Raw genomic sequence first — 14336 nt, 5'->3', positions numbered from 1 at the left:
GTAGGAAGCAACACAGATCCGGTTCGAGGTAATGGGGATCCCCTGGCCGGCCGGGCGACGACCGGGCCCGTCGCGGGCGGCGGCTGAGAGCGTCTGCCGAGCAGTTCGTCATGGCCCGGCCCTCCTCCACGTACTGTTCTTTCCGGGTGAATCGTAGGCGGCACTGTTCGTCCGGGGAGAATGAACCGGTGGAACTGCGGCAGCTGGAACAGTTCGTCGCGGTGGCCGAGGAGCACCATTCCGGCCGCGCGGCGGCGAGGTGCAACGTGGTGCCGTCGGCGTTCTCCACGTCCATTCGTGGGCTGGAGCGCGAGTTGGGCGTACCACTGCTGCGACGGACCACCCGGAGCGTCTCGCTCACCGAGGCCGGCGCCCTGTTCCTGGCCGAGGCCCGGCGGTGCCTGGCGGCCGCCGCCGCCGCCCGTTCGGTCGTCACCGACGTGCGCAACCTGCTGGCCGGGTCGTTGCGGGTCGGCGGGATCCCCACGTTCGACCTGCTGGACCAGCCGGCGCTGCTGCAGCGGATCCGTCGGGAGCATCCGGCGCTGGCCGTCCGCTACACCCCCGGCACCACCGAGCACTTGATCGACGCGGTCCGCGGCGGCCGGCTCGACGTGGCCGTCGTGTCGCAGCCCGACCCGGCGCCGGCCGACCTGACCGTCGTCGAGGTGGCCACCGGCCCGCTGGTGGTCGCCTGCCATCGTGGGCACCGGTTGGCCGGGCACACCGGCGTCGGCCCGCACGAGCTGGCCCGGGAGAGTTTCGTGGCCACCCCGCCGGGTTCGCAGGGCCGCGCGTTGATCGACCGGATCTTCCGGGAGGCCGGTCGGGAGCCGGACATCCCCTACGAGGTGACCGACGTGGCCGCGATGCTCGATTTCGTGGAGACCGGGCTGGGCGTCGCCCTGGTCACCGACTCCCTCACCGCCGGCCGGCCGGACCTGCGAACGGTGCCGATCGACGAGCCGTCGTACACCTGGACCCTCGCCGTGATCGCCCCGCCCACCGGCCAGATCCCACCCGCCGCCGAGGCCTTCCTCGACCTGCTCCCCCAGCGGTGAGCCGGTGCTCAGGAGATCCCCAGCACGTCACGATGCCGCCAGGCGAGATCCAGGCACGCGGAGGCACCCCGCCTGGTGTTCGGATCACCCGAGTAACGCCTGACCGTTGCGGCGTCGAAACGCAGGCCTCTGCCGTCGGTACCCCGGAGAACAGTTCCCTCCCAGGTGCGCTTCACGGCCGCCTGGAAGATTCGCTCCGCCGCACCCGGCTCGAAGACACAGACCGTGAACAGTTCCGGCTTCCAGGTGAGAGGGTCCAGACCCAGGCCGAGCGCGTACACGTGCAGGGCACCACTGCGGCGCGCTTCCTCCAGTTCACGGAACGGCGGCTCGTCGGCGTAGTGCAAGCCGGAACCCTCCTTGCCGTACGCCTCCTCCCGGTCGAGCAGTTCCTCGGCGTACTCCCGCATGATCGTCCGCCAGATGTCGAAGTCCTCGGCATCGGCTTCCAGATACACCGAGGCGGGCGTGAACTCCCCCGCCGGCACGACATGCATCGCCTTCGAGCCGACCACCACCTGGTTGTCGTCCCGCGAGTGCATCAGGAAACGGGCGCCGTCATCCGTCTTGATGACGGTCAGTGTCAGCACCCCCAGGCTCGTGGCACGGGCATGCAGATCGAACGGGTCACCCAGGCTCCGCCGGTAACTCCGCCGGAGCGGAAACCGCCGGCCCCGCCCGGCGGCCGTCTCGAAGGCGAGGATCTCGGATGTGTCGAGGTGGTCGAAATACCTGCCGCCGATGAAGTCGATCGACAGGCCTCGGCCGTCCGCCTCGACCGCCACCGGCCGGTAGACGTTCCCGTTGTGCAGGTGGTCGAGACCGTCGATGTCCACCAGGGCCTCGCTGTATCTCAGCCTCCCGCGGTTGCTCTCACGCCGCGGAAGCAGTCGCGCCGCTCGTTCGGCGCTCGGCCCGCTGCGGTCGGGCACCTCGGAACCAGGCAGCAGGCGCAGGCCGACCCGGTCGAGAGGCAGCGGTGTCTCCAGGATCCAGCCCGGCCTGGTCAGGACCGGAACCGGGGCCGCCTTCCACGCCGGATCAGCCGTTTCCCAGGCCACCGCCCCCAGCCGGCCCTGCCGGCTCCGGACCACCTTGCGCACCTCGCGATAGCGCGAGACCTCCTGCTGGCGGGTGACACCACGACGGTTCAAGATCGCAATCGTCAGGCCGGCGACTCCGACGACCGGGCCGATGATCGGCAACACGACGCTCAGGTCCATGGGAGCCCCTCCATGCCGGTGGCGCTCCATAGTGACGGGTCGATCACAGAAATGCCACAACGGCGGGCGGCTATGGGGCGCGGCGGGGATCTCCGGTGGGGGCGAAAACGGCGGTCAGGCTCAGGGCGGTCGCGGCGACGGCGCTGAGCACCAGAACCACGATGTACGGGTCGACGATCTCGATCCGGCTCTCGGCGATCTGGCGGCCGGCCGGAGCGTGCGGGGTCACGTTCGGGATGAGCGCGTCCGGCCCCCAGTGCGCCAGGGCGACCACCGCGGCGAAGATCAGCGCCAGCGTCCCGGCGACGGCGAGCAGCCCGGCGATCAGCCCACCCGCGGTGGTTCCGGACGGCCTGGCGTCGGCCAGGACGGCGGTGATCGCGGCGGCACCGGCCGCCGCCAGAGCCCATCCGACGGTGGCCGGGATCGGTGCGGCGATCACCACGGCGGACAGCCAGATCAGGGTGGCGGCCAGGCTCCCGCCGATGGCCGTGTACCGGACCCGGGCGGGCACCGCCGGGCTGAACACCAGGGCCAGGGCGGTCACGAAGGCGGTCGCGACGGTGGCCAGGGTAAGGATCGCGGCCCCGGTGTCGGCGGCTTCGAGGGTGGCCGGATGGGTGTGGACGATGGCGAACCCGGCCACCGCGACGGCGAGGGCGTAACCGGCGGCGCGCAGCGTCCAGGCGACGGCGCCGTTGTCGAGCGGCCCGAGCAGCCCGGTGCGGCGGGCCTGCCAGAACACCGCGGCCAGGGCCGACACCAGCACGGCCAGGAACCCGGCCAGCGGCGAGTAGTCGATGGTGGCGGCCCAGGCCAGCAGAGCCGTCACGGTGCCCAGCACGACGAGCAGATGCAGGATCGGCAGGCGGGCCTTGAGCAGGGTCAGCGGGGCTCCCTCGGCCGGCGCGGGGCGGACGGCATCACTCTATGGAGGACGTATGCCCCGGTCACTCGGCGGAACGGTCACGGCATGGCGGCCCGCCCACCGGCGGCGCCCGCGAACTGTTCGAAGCGGACGATCGGACGGCCCGTCAGCCCCACGTCATCTCGCCCTTGGCGACCTTCGCACCGATCTGGGCGGCGATCAGCATGCCGTGCTCGGGGAACCGGGCGATCAGGGCCTCGGTGAGAGCCGGGCCGTCGGCCGCCGCGGCCAGTTCCTCCTCGAAGGCGACCAGGTAGTCACGGGTGCCGGTGACCGCGGTCAGGTCGGCGGCGGTGCCGGGCAGCCGGTGACCGGGAACCACCAGCACCGGGTCGAGGGCGGTGATCTCGTCCAGCTGGGCGATCCAGGCGGCGCGCTGCTCGGGGCGGGCGGTGTCCGCGGTCCAGACGTGTTCCTGCTGGAAGAGCAGCACCCCGCCGATGACGGCCCGGTGCTCGGCCTGCCACAGGTAGTGCCGGTCGGGCAGTTCGGCCGAGCCGCCGCGCAGCTCGAACCGGTGCCCTTCCAGGGTGAGGTCACCGGTGAGCGGGGTCAGGTCGACCAGCCGGGTCGGCAGGTTGGCTCCGGCCGACGCCCACGCGGTCAGCTTCTTCTCGTAGGACCGCTGGATGTGGGCGATCACCTGAGGCGTCGCGACGATCACGGCGTCCGGGAAGGCGTCGGCGACCACCTCGGCGCCGAAGTAGAAGTCGGGGTCGCCGTGACTGATCACGATCGTGGTGAGGCGCTTGCCGGAGTCGAGGATCGCGGCGGCCAGGCGGTGGCCGTCGGCGCGGGTGAATCCGGCGTCGACCAGCAGCGCGTCGGTCTCGCCGGTGACCAGGGTGGCGGTCTTGTTACGGCTCCCGACCGGGAAGTCGAGGTCGAAGACCTGGAAGTCGAGCGTGCTCATGGGGTGCCTCCTCGAAGAAACTGTCTGATGCAACAGTAACTGATGAGTCAGGTAATAGGGAGAGGGGTGTGCGCACCGACACCACGGCGCGATAGGGTCTCGGCAGCGTCGCGTGCCGGTGGCAGACCGTGTCAGGCATGGAGGCGCCGTACCGAAGGAGGTCGACTTTGATGTCGCGCCCTTCGTTCTCGCAAAGCTGAGGCCGGCGTGTCTGAGCGCGAGACGACCAGGCTGGTGGCCTGGGCCCAGGAAATGCGCGCGGTGCACGCACGTCTGCGTGCCGCGTTGCGACTGACCCTCGAGTCGGACGAGATGGCGATCGACGACCTGCTGCTCTACTGCCGCGGGTTCTGCGCCGCCCTCGACGGCCATCACCGCGGCGAGGACCGCACCCTGTTCCCGGCCATCGCGGCCGCCCACCCGGATCTGCGTCAGGTGCTGCGGAAACTGACCCAGGACCATTCGATGATCGACTATCTGCTGGGCAGCCTGCAGGCCGCCGCGGGCCGCTCCGCCGGGCCGGACGAGCTGCGGCGGCATCTGGAGGGCATCGGCGCGATCATGGAAAACCATTTCCGGTACGAGGAACGCATGCTCCTGACCGTGCTGGAGTCCCTCGACCTGCACGTGGACCCGCAGGAGGCACTGGGCCCCCTGTGACCCGCCCGCCACCAGGCCTGCCAGGCCGAGTTACTGGCCGGCCAACTGGTCGCCGAGGTGGGTGCGCTCGTAGAGCAGCCGCCGCCCGGACCGGGAGGCGGTCGCCAGGCCGGCATCGCGCAGCGTCGTGAGGTGATGCGACGCGGTGCCGGCCGACAGGTCGAGGCGGGCCGCGACGTCACCGGTGCTGTGCGGGGCGGCCAACAGCGTCAGCACCGCCGCCCGGGTCGGCCCGAGCAGCGCCGACAGCCGGGCGTCGGCCTTCGGCGCGGCCTCGGCGGTCCACACGTTGCCGAAGCCGCGCGGTCCGTACCAGAGGGTCCGCCCGACCGGCGAGTCGGGCATCGCGTAGATCTCGCCCCCGGCGAACCCGGTCGGCAGCAGGGTCAGCCGGTGTCCGTCGAGGCTCCATCGACCGTGTTTGTGCGGGTAGCGCAGTTGCAGCGCGGCACCGTCCCAGCCCAGCCGCGGGTGCAGTCCGTCGACGAGCCGCCGGGCGCCGTGCTCGGCGGCGACCCGACCGCGCACGGCGATCTCGGTGGCCGCGGCGGCCCGCAGCCGTGGCCACAGTGGCCGGATCGCCACCTCGAAGTAACCACGGATCTCCGCGACGAGACGCGCGAGTGCGGCCGCCGGGTCGCGGGTGAACCATTCGATCTCCGGCGGCGCGGAACGGCCCGACCACCCGGCGGCCACCTGTTCGGCGACCACGTCGAGCGGTGTCGCGGCCACCTCGGCCAGTTCGTCGGCGAACGTGGGCCGGCTGCCGTGCGGCGGCGGGGTCAGGAAGTCCGGCGCATACCCGAGCGGGCCGCACAGCACGGCCCGGAACGTCGGCCATCGCGACAGCTCGGGAGCGACCCGGCGCCGCCACGCCTCGTGCGGCCCGCCGACCGCACGCAGAGCGAACACGCCGGCCACCACCTCGGCCATCGGCGAATGGGCGAACCGCAGCCCGGCCACGTCGGCCGGTCCGAACTCCCACTCGATCACGGTGGCATTCGAGCACAGTCGAACGGATTCCGCCACGACGACCGGATGCCTACGGTCTCCCGGCATGGAATACACCCGTCTGGGCCGGACCGGCCTGACCGTGAGCCGGCTCTGCGTCGGCACGATGAATTTCGGCTGGCAGATCGACGAGGAACAGAGTCACGCGATTCTCGACCGGGCATTCGAGTCCGGCATCAATTTCGTGGACACCGCGAACATGTACGGCCGGGAGACCGGCGACGGGCTCAGCGAACGGTTCATCGGCAACTGGCTGGACCGGACCGGAAACCGGGACCGGGTGGTGCTGGCGACGAAGGTGTACGCGCCGATGAGCGACGACCCGAACGACCGTGGCCTGTCGGCGCGTCACCTCATCGCCTCCTGTGAATCGTCGTTGCGCCGGTTGCGTACCGAATGGATCGACGTCTTCCAGATGCACCACATCGATCGCCGGACGCCGTGGGAGGAGATCTGGCAGGCGATGGAACTCCTGGTCGCGCAGGGCAAGGTGCGCTATGTCGGCTCGTCGAACTTCGCCGGCTGGCATCTGGCCCGCGCGCAGGCCGCGGCCGACCGCCGTCATTTCCTCGGCATCGTCTCCGAACAATGCAAATACAATCTGGTGATCAGGTATGTCGAGCTGGAGGTGCTGCCCGCGGCGGCCGCACTCGGCATCGGCGTCCTGCCCTACTCACCGCTGCATTTCGGTGCCCTCTCCGGCGCGTTGCGCAAACAACGCGACGGGGTGCCCGGGCGCGCGGTCCAGCACGCGCCCGAGCGGGTCGTCCCGCATCGAGCGGCCATCACGCGGTACGAACAATGGTGTGCCGAGATCGGCCAGGACCCGACCACGATCGCCCTGGCCTGGCTGCTGTCCCGCCCGGAGGTGACCGCCCCGGTCCTCGGCCCGCGCACCGCCGACCAGCTCGACCTGCCGATCACCGCCCTGTCCACCCCGTTGGACGCCGACGCCCTGGCCACCCTGGACGCGATCTTCCCGCCGATCGGCGACGGCGGCCCGGGCCCCGAGGCCTGGGCCTGGTGAGGTTCAGGCGTCCGGGGCGGCGTGGACCCGTTCGCCGGACACGTAGGTGAGGGCGACACCGTCGCAGGCGCGATCACCGCAGCCGGGTGGCCCTCGGGGTCAGGGTTCCGGCGAGGTAGCCGGGGATCGCGGACGCGTCGGTGGTGGCGAGCACCGCGTAGGTGCCGTCCGCCGACAGAGCGGCGCCGTCCCAGGCGTACCTGGTGGTCAGGAAGTCGTCGGTGACCGCCGGATACCAGTCGGCGACCCGGGTGGCGGTGCCCGCGGGCAACGTCACGGAGAGCAATGACGATCGGTCGGCGGTCGGGTCGAACGGGTCCGAGCGGTGCACGCCGACGATCGCCCGCGACCCGTCCCGGGACAATGTGCCGGAGATGATCTGGTCCTCCGTCGCACCGGCCACGACCGTCGCTCCGGTGGTCAGGTCACGGCGGTAGGGCTGGGTGTGGAACGAGCCGTGCCCGGTCAGGTCGTCCATCGAGGTGAACAGGGCATATCGGCCGTCGGCCGACAGATCGAGCAGCTCACCCCAGGCGTCCGGGTCGCCGTTCGCCCATGCCGAGACCATCGCGGTGGTACGGGTGACAAGGTCCCGCCGATACGCGTGTGAGGTGTACGAGCCCGGCTCGTCGGCGGTCAGGCCACCGGCCAACGACGTGAACGCCACGTACCGGCCGTCGTCGGAGATCACCGGACGGTCGCTGGTGGCATCCGCCGCCGCCCCGGCCCGGGTCACGCTGACCAGGGTGTTCGTGCCGTTCGCGGCGACCAGCACCTGGTCGGTGACGCCGTAACCGATGCCGCCCCACAGTGCCGGCTCGGACGCCAGGTAGGCGACCGCCGTACCGCCGGAGGAGACTGACGGGGAGTGACCGCCGCCCGCCGCCGGTCCGCCGGCCGGGCGGCTGATCAGTTTCACCGCGCCCGTCGTGCGGTCGGCCAGGTAGACGTCGTCGCTGTCGTTGGTGTCCTCGGCGGTCAGCCGGGCCGCCGAGGTGAACCCGATCCAGCGGCCGTCGGCGGAGATGTCCGGCTCCCGGCTCGCGCCGTCACCGGCTGTCCCGGCCGAGGTCCGGCTGATCAGGATGGTCGTCGCGGTGGCCAGGTCAGAGACGTAGACGTCGGCCGGGTTGGCGTCACTGGCGGTCACGAAGGCCACGTAACGGCCGTCGGCGCTCAGCGACGGTGAGCCGGCGTCCGACGGCAGTGGGCCGCCGCCCGCGTCCCGGGCTATCGGGAGCGACTCGTTCAGCGCCGGGAGCCCGGGTGCCCGCACAGCCACGGTCACCGCCGCCGTCATCGTCGTGTTCGCGGCGTCACGTAGCCGTACCGTCGCGGTGGTCGCCGTTGCGGTGGAAGCCGGTGTGCCGGAGACCGTGCCGGCCGTGCTGAGGGTGAGTCCCGCCGGCAACGCGCCGCCGGTGACGCTGAACGTGTAGGGTCCGACGCCGCCGGTGGCCCGCAATGTCGCCTGGTAAGGGCGGCCGGCCAGGGCGTCCGGGAGACGCCGGGTCGCCGCGGTGGCCAGCGGCAGCGGCGTGGTCAGGGTGGCGAGCAGCAGGTTCGGGGTGCTGCCGGGCACCCCGGTGATCTTGTCGGGCGTCGCCGAGGAGGTCAGCCGGGCGGCCACCACCGCCGGGGTGAGTTGCGGCTCGCGGCCCAGCATCAGCGCGGCGGCGCCGGCCACGTGCGGGGTCGCCATCGAGGTGCCGGACATCGTGGTGCTCGCCGTCGACGACCACGTCGCCGCCGACAGCACACCGTCGCCGGGGGCCAGCAGGTCGACGCACGGGCCGCGGTTGGAGAACCAGGCCAGCGAGTCGTCGTCGTCGGTCGCGCCGACCGTCACCGCGGCCGGAACCCGGGCCGGGCTGTGCCCGCAGGCGTCGGCGCCGTCGTTACCGGCCGCCGCGACCACCACGATGCCGTCCGCGATCGTCGCGTTCACCGCCTGCTCCAACGCCGGGGACGGGTCGCCGCCCAGGCTCAGGTTGACCACCGCGGGGCCGGTCGTGTGGTTGGCGATCACCCAGTCCAGGCCGGCGATCACCTCCTCGTCGGTGCCGGTGCCCTGGCAGTCCAGCACCCGCACGCCGACGATCGTGGCCCGTTTCGCCACGCCGTAGGTGGTGCCGGCCAGCGTGCCCGCCACATGTGTCCCGTGGCCGTGGCAGTCGGTCACACCGAACGGGTCGTCGACCGTGCTGACCGGCGCCGACGCCCGGCCGCCGAAGTCGCTGTGGGTGGGCAGCACACCGGTGTCCACGACATACGCGGTGACCCCCTCGCCGCCGCCGGTCCAGGTGTACGAGCCGTCCAGCGGCAGCGCCCGCTGGTCAGTCCGGTCCAGCCCCCACGGCGCGTCGGTCTGCGTGTCGCTGATCTGCACCCGGCGGACCGGTTCGACCGCGGCCACCGCCGGGTCCCGGCGCAGTTCGGCGGCCCTGGCCGGGGTGAGGTCGGCGGTGAACCCGGGCAGCGCGGCGCCGAACCAGCGGTGCACCCGCACCGTCCGGCCGCTCGTGGTGAACATCGTCCGCCCGCTCGCGATGACCGGCTTCTCGCCGTCGGTGGCCAGCCGGACGATGAAGCGGGTCTGCCCGGCGGACGCGGCGGCCGCGGGCAGGGCCGGCGCCGGTATCGCGAGGATGGCCGCGAGCGCCGCGAATCCCCATCGTCGCTGGTCCATCCCGGCCTCCCCGACCCGCCCGAGCATCGAAGCTCATCGTGCCCGACAGCGCGCGGCCGGACCTAGGACCGATGTCCCGGGTGACGGATGGCGGACATCCGGGTGGCTCGCGCGGATCGCCTTCGGGCCGGTGGGGCGACGCGGTCACGGTGTCGCGGCGGCGACCAGTTCCTGATAGGCGGCGACACCGTCGGCGTCCGGGTAGCCGCCGGCCGGAACCGTGGTGGCGCCCAGATACCAGTTGTCCAGCTGCCAGTAGTTGATCACCCGGAAGTTGCGGGCGGTCAGCCACGTGCGGGACGCCCGGATCGCCGGACCGCGGGAGGCCCGTGTCCCCTGGTCGTCGTCGATGCCCCACTCCGGCAGGGTGAGTGGCCGGCCCTGCCCGGAGAAGGCGTTGTACCAGCGGGTCATTCGCGGATCGCTGCCGACGCTGACCGGATCGTCCGGCTCACTGCCGCGTGTGCTGGCCTGCCAGTAGAGGTCGAAGCCGTAGGCGTCGGCGTAGAGCGGGGGCACGATCCAGTCCTGGATCTCCCGGTCACCGCCGGTCCCGTTGTTGGTGACCTTGGTCGATCCCGGCCGCCACTGGTACGACATGTGGATCGGCACGATGTCGACCGCCGCGTTGATCGCTTTCGCCACCCCGTAGACATGAACGAAAGCGGCCACGAACTGTGTGCCGGTCATGTCGTCCTCAGGCTCGTGGAAGTAGGTGAGCAGACTGCCGGCCGGCATCGCCGCGGCGATGTTCTGGATCTCACCGTCACAGCCGCCGGTGGCCACCACTGTCGGCGTGCAGGACGTCTTGAACGAGTACCAGAGCTTGGCCCCGCTGTTGTTGTGGCAGCCGACCGCGTCGGCCGGCGGCAACTGCCCCGCCGACGCGAACACCCGCCGGACCCCCAGATTGCCCAGGTGGTTGCGCTCATCGAGAAAGCCGGCACAGGTGTTGCCACTGCCGACCGTGTCATTGACCGAGGTCGTCGCCCCGACCGCGAGAGTGGGTAGAGCGGCCGCGGCCGGCGACGGCACGAGCAGGATCAGTACCGCGGCAACGGCAGTCATCCGAGACATGTTCCGAGGGTAGGCGTGGAATCGAGAACCGCAGATACATGAATGCGTGAATGCGGCGACTCATGCGATTTCCGCCTCCGCATTTCCACCCCGACCCGCCCCCACGAGATCCGGCGCCCCTCCGGGGAGCGGCGCCGCATCGTCGCGATGTCGCAGCGGAGTCGGGTCAGAAGGCGGTCAGGGTGAAGTGGTTCACCTGGTCGGCTGCGGTGGTGGTCAGGTCGAAGGCGGTCGCGTCGGCCGTCCACGCGGCAATGAGGTAGTCGTCGGCCGGCAGGTCGGCCAGGAGCAGGGTGCCCGACTCCGTGCAGCCGGTCTCGACGAAGTTGTCGCCGGTCGCGTCGGCACAGAACGCGTCGATCGGCTCGCCCGCCGCGTCCTGCAGGGTGAGCGACAGCGAACCGGTCCGGAACCGGGTCTCGTCCACGACCAGGTCCGCCCCGGCGGTGACGGTGAAACGGGACGCCTGGGCGGGCCAGGTCGCCTGGTGGGCCCACTGGTGCCAGCTCGAACTGGTGTTGCGCTCCACCCAGAACTGCACGCGGTAGGTCCCGGGCGGCAGGTCGGCCACGCGGTAGTGGCCGGCACTGTCGGTGCGGGCCGGGGCGCCGGCCGCCGGGCCGGCGAGGGTGTGGACGCTGACGCCGACGTCGGCCATCGGGGCGCCGTCGGCGGTGGTCAGGGTGCCGCTGAGGGACCCGGTCGCCGGGTCGGCGTGTGCGGCGGAAGGCGCCGACAGGGTCAGGACGGCGGCGGCGAGGATGCCCGCCGCCGCCGTTCGTGCCGGATGCTTCCCATGCGTATTGATCAGCATGGAGGTCAACGTACCTGGATCAGAGGAAGCTCACGTTCTGGGCCAGGGACAGGGTGCTCGAGTAGTTGACGGTGTTCGTGGCCCGGCGCATGTAGGCGCGCCAGGCGTCGGAGCCCGACTCCCGGCCCCCGCCGGTCTCCTTCTCCCCGCCGAACGCGCCGCCGATCTCCGCGCCGGAGGTGCCGATGTTGACGTTGGCGATGCCGCAGTCGGAGCCGTCGGCGGCCAGGAAACGCTCGGCCTCCTGCTGGTCGCGGGTGAAGATCGACGACGACAGGCCCTGCGGTACGTCGTTGTGCAGCTCGACGGCCTCCTCGAAGGTGTCGTAGGTGAGCACGTACAGGATCGGCGCGAACGTCTCGGTGCGGACGATCGGGGACTGCCGCGGCATCCGGACGATCGCCGGTTCCACATAGGCGCCGCCGGCCGTGTCGAGGCGGCGGCCACCGGCGACGATCTTGCCGCCGTCGGCCTGGGCGCGTTCCAGGGCGGCGGCCATCGCGTCCGCGGCGGAGTCGGTGATCAGCGGTCCGACCAGGGTGGAGTCCTCGAACGGGTCCCCGATCGGCAGGCGCCCGTAGACGGTGGCCAGCTTCTCGACGAGCTGGTCGACGACGTCGCGGTGCACGATGAGGCGGCGCAGGGTGGTGCAGCGCTGTCCGGCGGTTCCGGCGGCGGCGAACACGATGCCCGACAACGCCAGCTCCAGGTCGGCCGACGGGGCGACGACGGTGGCGTTGTTGCCGCCGAGTTCGAGCAGCACCCGACCGAACCGGGCGGCGACCCGTGGCGCGACCTCACGGCCCATCCGGGTGGAACCGGTGGCGCTGACCAGGGCCACCCGCGGGTCGTCGACCAGCTGTTCGCCGACGGCGCGGTCGGCGAGCAGCAGCCGGTGCAGTTCGCGAGGCGCGCCGACCTGCTCGATCGCGCGGTCCAGCAGGTGGCTGGAGGCGAGCGAGACCAGCGGCGTCAGCTCGCTGGGCTTCCAGACGACGGCGTCGCCGCAGACCAGGGCGACGGCCGTGTTCCACGACCAGACGGCCGCGGGGAAATTGAAGGCCGAGATCACTCCGACCACACCGAGCGGATGCCAGGTCTCGGCGAGACGGTGGCCGGGCCTTTCCGAGGCGATCGTACGGCCGTAGAGCTGCCGGGACAGACCGACCGCGAACTCGCAGATGTCGATCATCTCCTGCACCTCACCGAGGGCCTCGGAGCGGATCTTCCCGGCCTCGATGGTGATCAGGTCGGCGAGGTCGGATTTGTGGGTACGGAGCAGTTCGCCGAGGGTGCGCACGAGTTCGCCACGGGCCGGCGGAGGTGTGACACGCCAGGTGCGGAACGCCTCGGCCGCCTCGCCGATCGCCTGTCCGGCCTGCTCGGTGGTGGTGGCCCGGAGTCCGAACAGCCGCTCGCCGGTGATCGGGGACCGCGCGTGCAGGTCGTCGCCCTCGGGCACGGTCACCCCGATCCGGTCGAGGGCGGCCTGGGCGCGGTCGCGTAGCTGCTGGGTGGTCGGCAGGAAGCTCATCGGATGTCCTTCAGCGTCGTCAGGTTCAGGTGCGCGGCGACCGCTTCGACGGAATCGGCCTGCTCACGTGCGTACAGATGGAAGGGGTTTCGAATGTCGCGGTCTATCGCTGCGGCGAGCCAGTCCTGGTCGTAGCCGACACCCTCGGCGAGCGTGTCGCGGCTGCCCTCGCCGCTGAGGTTGGACTGGAAGATCCCGGCCGCCGAGCGGGGCAGGAAGTCCTCGTAGACGATCGGCGTGGCCGTCACCCAGCCCTGTCCGACCAGTTCGGAGAGGCTTTCCGGGGGTACGCCGCCGGGGCGCGCCGGGTTGACCGTGTAGGTGAAGTACGCGAGCTCCTGCTCGCGCAGGCCGGCTTCGGTGTCGGGCAGGCCCTGCTCCCAGACCTCGACGGCGATGTCGGCCCGGCTGCGCCCGGTGCTGTCGGCCAGCCTCCTGTCGATCTCGGTCAGCAGTTGGTCGTACAACTCGCGGCCTTGCGGGGTGAGGGCCACGCCGCGTGCCTCGACCTCGCCGAACCGGACCCGCAACGCACCGGTGTCGATCCGGCCGTCGGCCTCGCGCATCGCGCGCGGCTCGGCCAGCGCCCGGAAGGAGGTCTGGCGCAGCAGCACGTCGGGGCCGCGCCACAACGGCGGGCCCTGGATGGTGTCGATCATCTCGATGCCGCGTTCGGTCATCCGCCGGTACAGGTCGTCGATGTCGAGCACCCGCGGGGTGAGGTGGTTGATGTGCGTGCTGCGGACTCCCCCGATGTCGGCGGCGACCGCGGAGACGGCCTCGAGTTCGGCGTACCAGGCGCGGTCGACGGGTTCCGGGGAGAGTTCGAAGGCCTGGACGGCGAGTTCGAGGAACCGTTCGGCGTCGGCCTCGGGCAGGCCCTGTTCGGCTTCGGCACGGCCGGCGAGGGCCAGCAGTTCGGGGCCGAACAGCTGCCGGGCGGCGAGGAAGGCCTCCAGCCGGGCGCGCAGGTCGGCGCTGAAGAACCGCGGATCGGCCGGGGTGAGCATCGAGGTGAAGACCCGGAACGGGTTGCGGGCCAGCTCGTCGGCGTCGACCGGCCGGAACGCGGTGGAGATCACCGGGACGGCGCTCTTCGCCGCCTCACGCAGGTCGTAGAAGCCGACCGGGTGCATGCCGAGGGCGCCGAAGATCCGGGCGACCTGGGCCAGCTCGGCCGGGGTGCCGACCCGGATGGCGCCGTGCCGCTCGGCGGTGATCCGGTCGATCGTGCCGAGCCGTTGGGCCCGGTCACCGTCGCGGCCGACGACGTCCCGGTTGACCTCCTCGGAGACCTCGACGAGCGTGTTGTAGGCGGGCACCTCCCGGCCGTACATGGTGGAGAGGCTCCGGGCGAATCGGGCCCGCAGCTCCCATTGCTCGATGATGCTCATCGGGT

The 14336-nt window shown here is 71.6% G+C and carries 12 protein-coding genes; 3 read left to right on the top strand and 9 right to left on the bottom strand.

Annotation, left to right across the window (positions count from 1 at the left end; genetic code table 11):
- The first annotated feature begins 188 nt into the window (after positions 1 to 188).
- The gene (locus tag Q0Z83_RS07480) at positions 189 to 1061 is read left to right on the top strand and encodes a LysR family transcriptional regulator (protein ID WP_317793070.1); all 873 of its coding nucleotides are present in this window, start codon (positions 189 to 191) and stop codon (positions 1059 to 1061) included.
- 8 nt (positions 1062 to 1069) lie between these two features.
- On the opposite strand, the gene Q0Z83_RS07475 is transcribed toward Q0Z83_RS07480, so the two are convergent.
- The 3 genes from Q0Z83_RS07475 to Q0Z83_RS07465 all read right to left on the bottom strand — a co-directional run bounded on the left by Q0Z83_RS07475 (position 1070) and on the right by Q0Z83_RS07465 (position 4125).
- A complete protein-coding gene (locus tag Q0Z83_RS07475; RefSeq protein ID WP_317793069.1) occupies positions 1070 to 2284 on the bottom strand; it encodes a hypothetical protein in 1215 nt (404 codons plus the stop codon).
- Positions 2285 to 2354: 70 nt separating this feature from the next.
- Entirely contained in the window at positions 2355 to 3128 is a 774-nt protein-coding gene (locus Q0Z83_RS07470) for a hypothetical protein (RefSeq protein ID WP_317793068.1), read from the bottom strand.
- Positions 3129 to 3318: 190 nt separating this feature from the next.
- A complete protein-coding gene (locus Q0Z83_RS07465; RefSeq protein ID WP_317793067.1) occupies positions 3319 to 4125 on the bottom strand; it encodes an MBL fold metallo-hydrolase in 807 nt (268 codons plus the stop codon).
- 207 nt (positions 4126 to 4332) lie between these two features.
- On the opposite strand from Q0Z83_RS07465, the gene Q0Z83_RS07460 reads away from it, so the two are divergent.
- A complete protein-coding gene (locus Q0Z83_RS07460) occupies positions 4333 to 4785 on the top strand; it encodes a hemerythrin domain-containing protein (RefSeq protein WP_317793066.1) in 453 nt (150 codons plus the stop codon).
- Positions 4786 to 4815: 30 nt separating this feature from the next.
- Here Q0Z83_RS07460 and Q0Z83_RS07455 read toward each other — a convergent pair whose 3' ends face one another.
- A complete protein-coding gene (locus Q0Z83_RS07455) occupies positions 4816 to 5778 on the bottom strand; it encodes a winged helix-turn-helix domain-containing protein (RefSeq protein WP_317793065.1) in 963 nt (320 codons plus the stop codon).
- 64 nt (positions 5779 to 5842) lie between these two features.
- Between Q0Z83_RS07455 and Q0Z83_RS07450 the strand changes: the two genes are divergently transcribed.
- A complete protein-coding gene (locus Q0Z83_RS07450; protein WP_317793064.1) occupies positions 5843 to 6823 on the top strand; it encodes an aldo/keto reductase in 981 nt (326 codons plus the stop codon).
- Positions 6824 to 6896: 73 nt separating this feature from the next.
- Here Q0Z83_RS07450 and Q0Z83_RS07445 read toward each other — a convergent pair whose 3' ends face one another.
- The 5 genes from Q0Z83_RS07445 to hglS all read right to left on the bottom strand — a co-directional run bounded on the left by Q0Z83_RS07445 (position 6897) and on the right by hglS (position 14331).
- A complete protein-coding gene (locus Q0Z83_RS07445) occupies positions 6897 to 9512 on the bottom strand; it encodes a S8 family serine peptidase (RefSeq protein WP_317793063.1) in 2616 nt (871 codons plus the stop codon).
- Positions 9513 to 9656: 144 nt separating this feature from the next.
- Positions 9657 to 10580, bottom strand: a complete 924-nt coding sequence (locus Q0Z83_RS07440) for a hypothetical protein (RefSeq protein WP_317793062.1) — start codon at positions 10578 to 10580, stop codon at positions 9657 to 9659.
- A gap of 175 nt (positions 10581 to 10755) precedes the next feature.
- The gene (locus Q0Z83_RS07435; RefSeq protein WP_317793061.1) at positions 10756 to 11403 is read right to left on the bottom strand and encodes a carboxypeptidase-like regulatory domain-containing protein; all 648 of its coding nucleotides are present in this window, start codon (positions 11401 to 11403) and stop codon (positions 10756 to 10758) included.
- Positions 11404 to 11422: 19 nt separating this feature from the next.
- Positions 11423 to 12937, bottom strand: a complete 1515-nt coding sequence (amaB, locus tag Q0Z83_RS07430; RefSeq protein WP_317793060.1) for an L-piperidine-6-carboxylate dehydrogenase — start codon at positions 12935 to 12937, stop codon at positions 11423 to 11425.
- Positions 12934 to 14331: a 2-oxoadipate dioxygenase/decarboxylase gene (gene hglS, locus Q0Z83_RS07425; protein WP_317793059.1), complete on the bottom strand. Its 1398-nt coding sequence runs from the start codon at positions 14329 to 14331 to the stop codon at positions 12934 to 12936. Before hglS ends, amaB begins: the two co-directional genes overlap by 4 nt.
- Positions 14332 to 14336 lie beyond the last annotated feature (5 nt).

The sequence above is a fragment of the Actinoplanes sichuanensis genome (genome assembly GCF_033097365.1).
In the GTDB taxonomy this organism is placed as follows: domain Bacteria; phylum Actinomycetota; class Actinomycetes; order Mycobacteriales; family Micromonosporaceae; genus Actinoplanes; species Actinoplanes sichuanensis.
The sequence above is the reverse complement of the archived record's forward strand: the minus strand, read 5'-3'. Positions and strand labels throughout refer to the sequence as shown.

What these genes read in the sequence shown, in the direction of transcription:
- Q0Z83_RS07475 (WP_317793069.1), bottom strand. Translation starts at nt 2,284, where the DNA reads ATGGACCTGAGCGTCGTGTTGCCGATCATCGGCCCGGTCGTCGGAGTC.
- Q0Z83_RS07465 (WP_317793067.1), bottom strand. Translation starts at nt 4,125, where the DNA reads ATGAGCACGCTCGACTTCCAGGTCTTCGACCTCGACTTCCCGGTCGGG.
- Q0Z83_RS07450 (WP_317793064.1), top strand. Translation starts at nt 5,843, where the DNA reads ATGGAATACACCCGTCTGGGCCGGACCGGCCTGACCGTGAGCCGGCTC.
- Q0Z83_RS07445 (WP_317793063.1), bottom strand. Translation starts at nt 9,512, where the DNA reads ATGGACCAGCGACGATGGGGATTCGCGGCGCTCGCGGCCATCCTCGCG.
- Q0Z83_RS07440 (WP_317793062.1), bottom strand. Translation starts at nt 10,580, where the DNA reads ATGACTGCCGTTGCCGCGGTACTGATCCTGCTCGTGCCGTCGCCGGCC.
- Q0Z83_RS07435 (WP_317793061.1), bottom strand. Translation starts at nt 11,403, where the DNA reads ATGCTGATCAATACGCATGGGAAGCATCCGGCACGAACGGCGGCGGCG.
- amaB (WP_317793060.1), bottom strand. Translation starts at nt 12,937, where the DNA reads ATGAGCTTCCTGCCGACCACCCAGCAGCTACGCGACCGCGCCCAGGCC.
- hglS (WP_317793059.1), bottom strand. Translation starts at nt 14,331, where the DNA reads ATGAGCATCATCGAGCAATGGGAGCTGCGGGCCCGATTCGCCCGGAGC.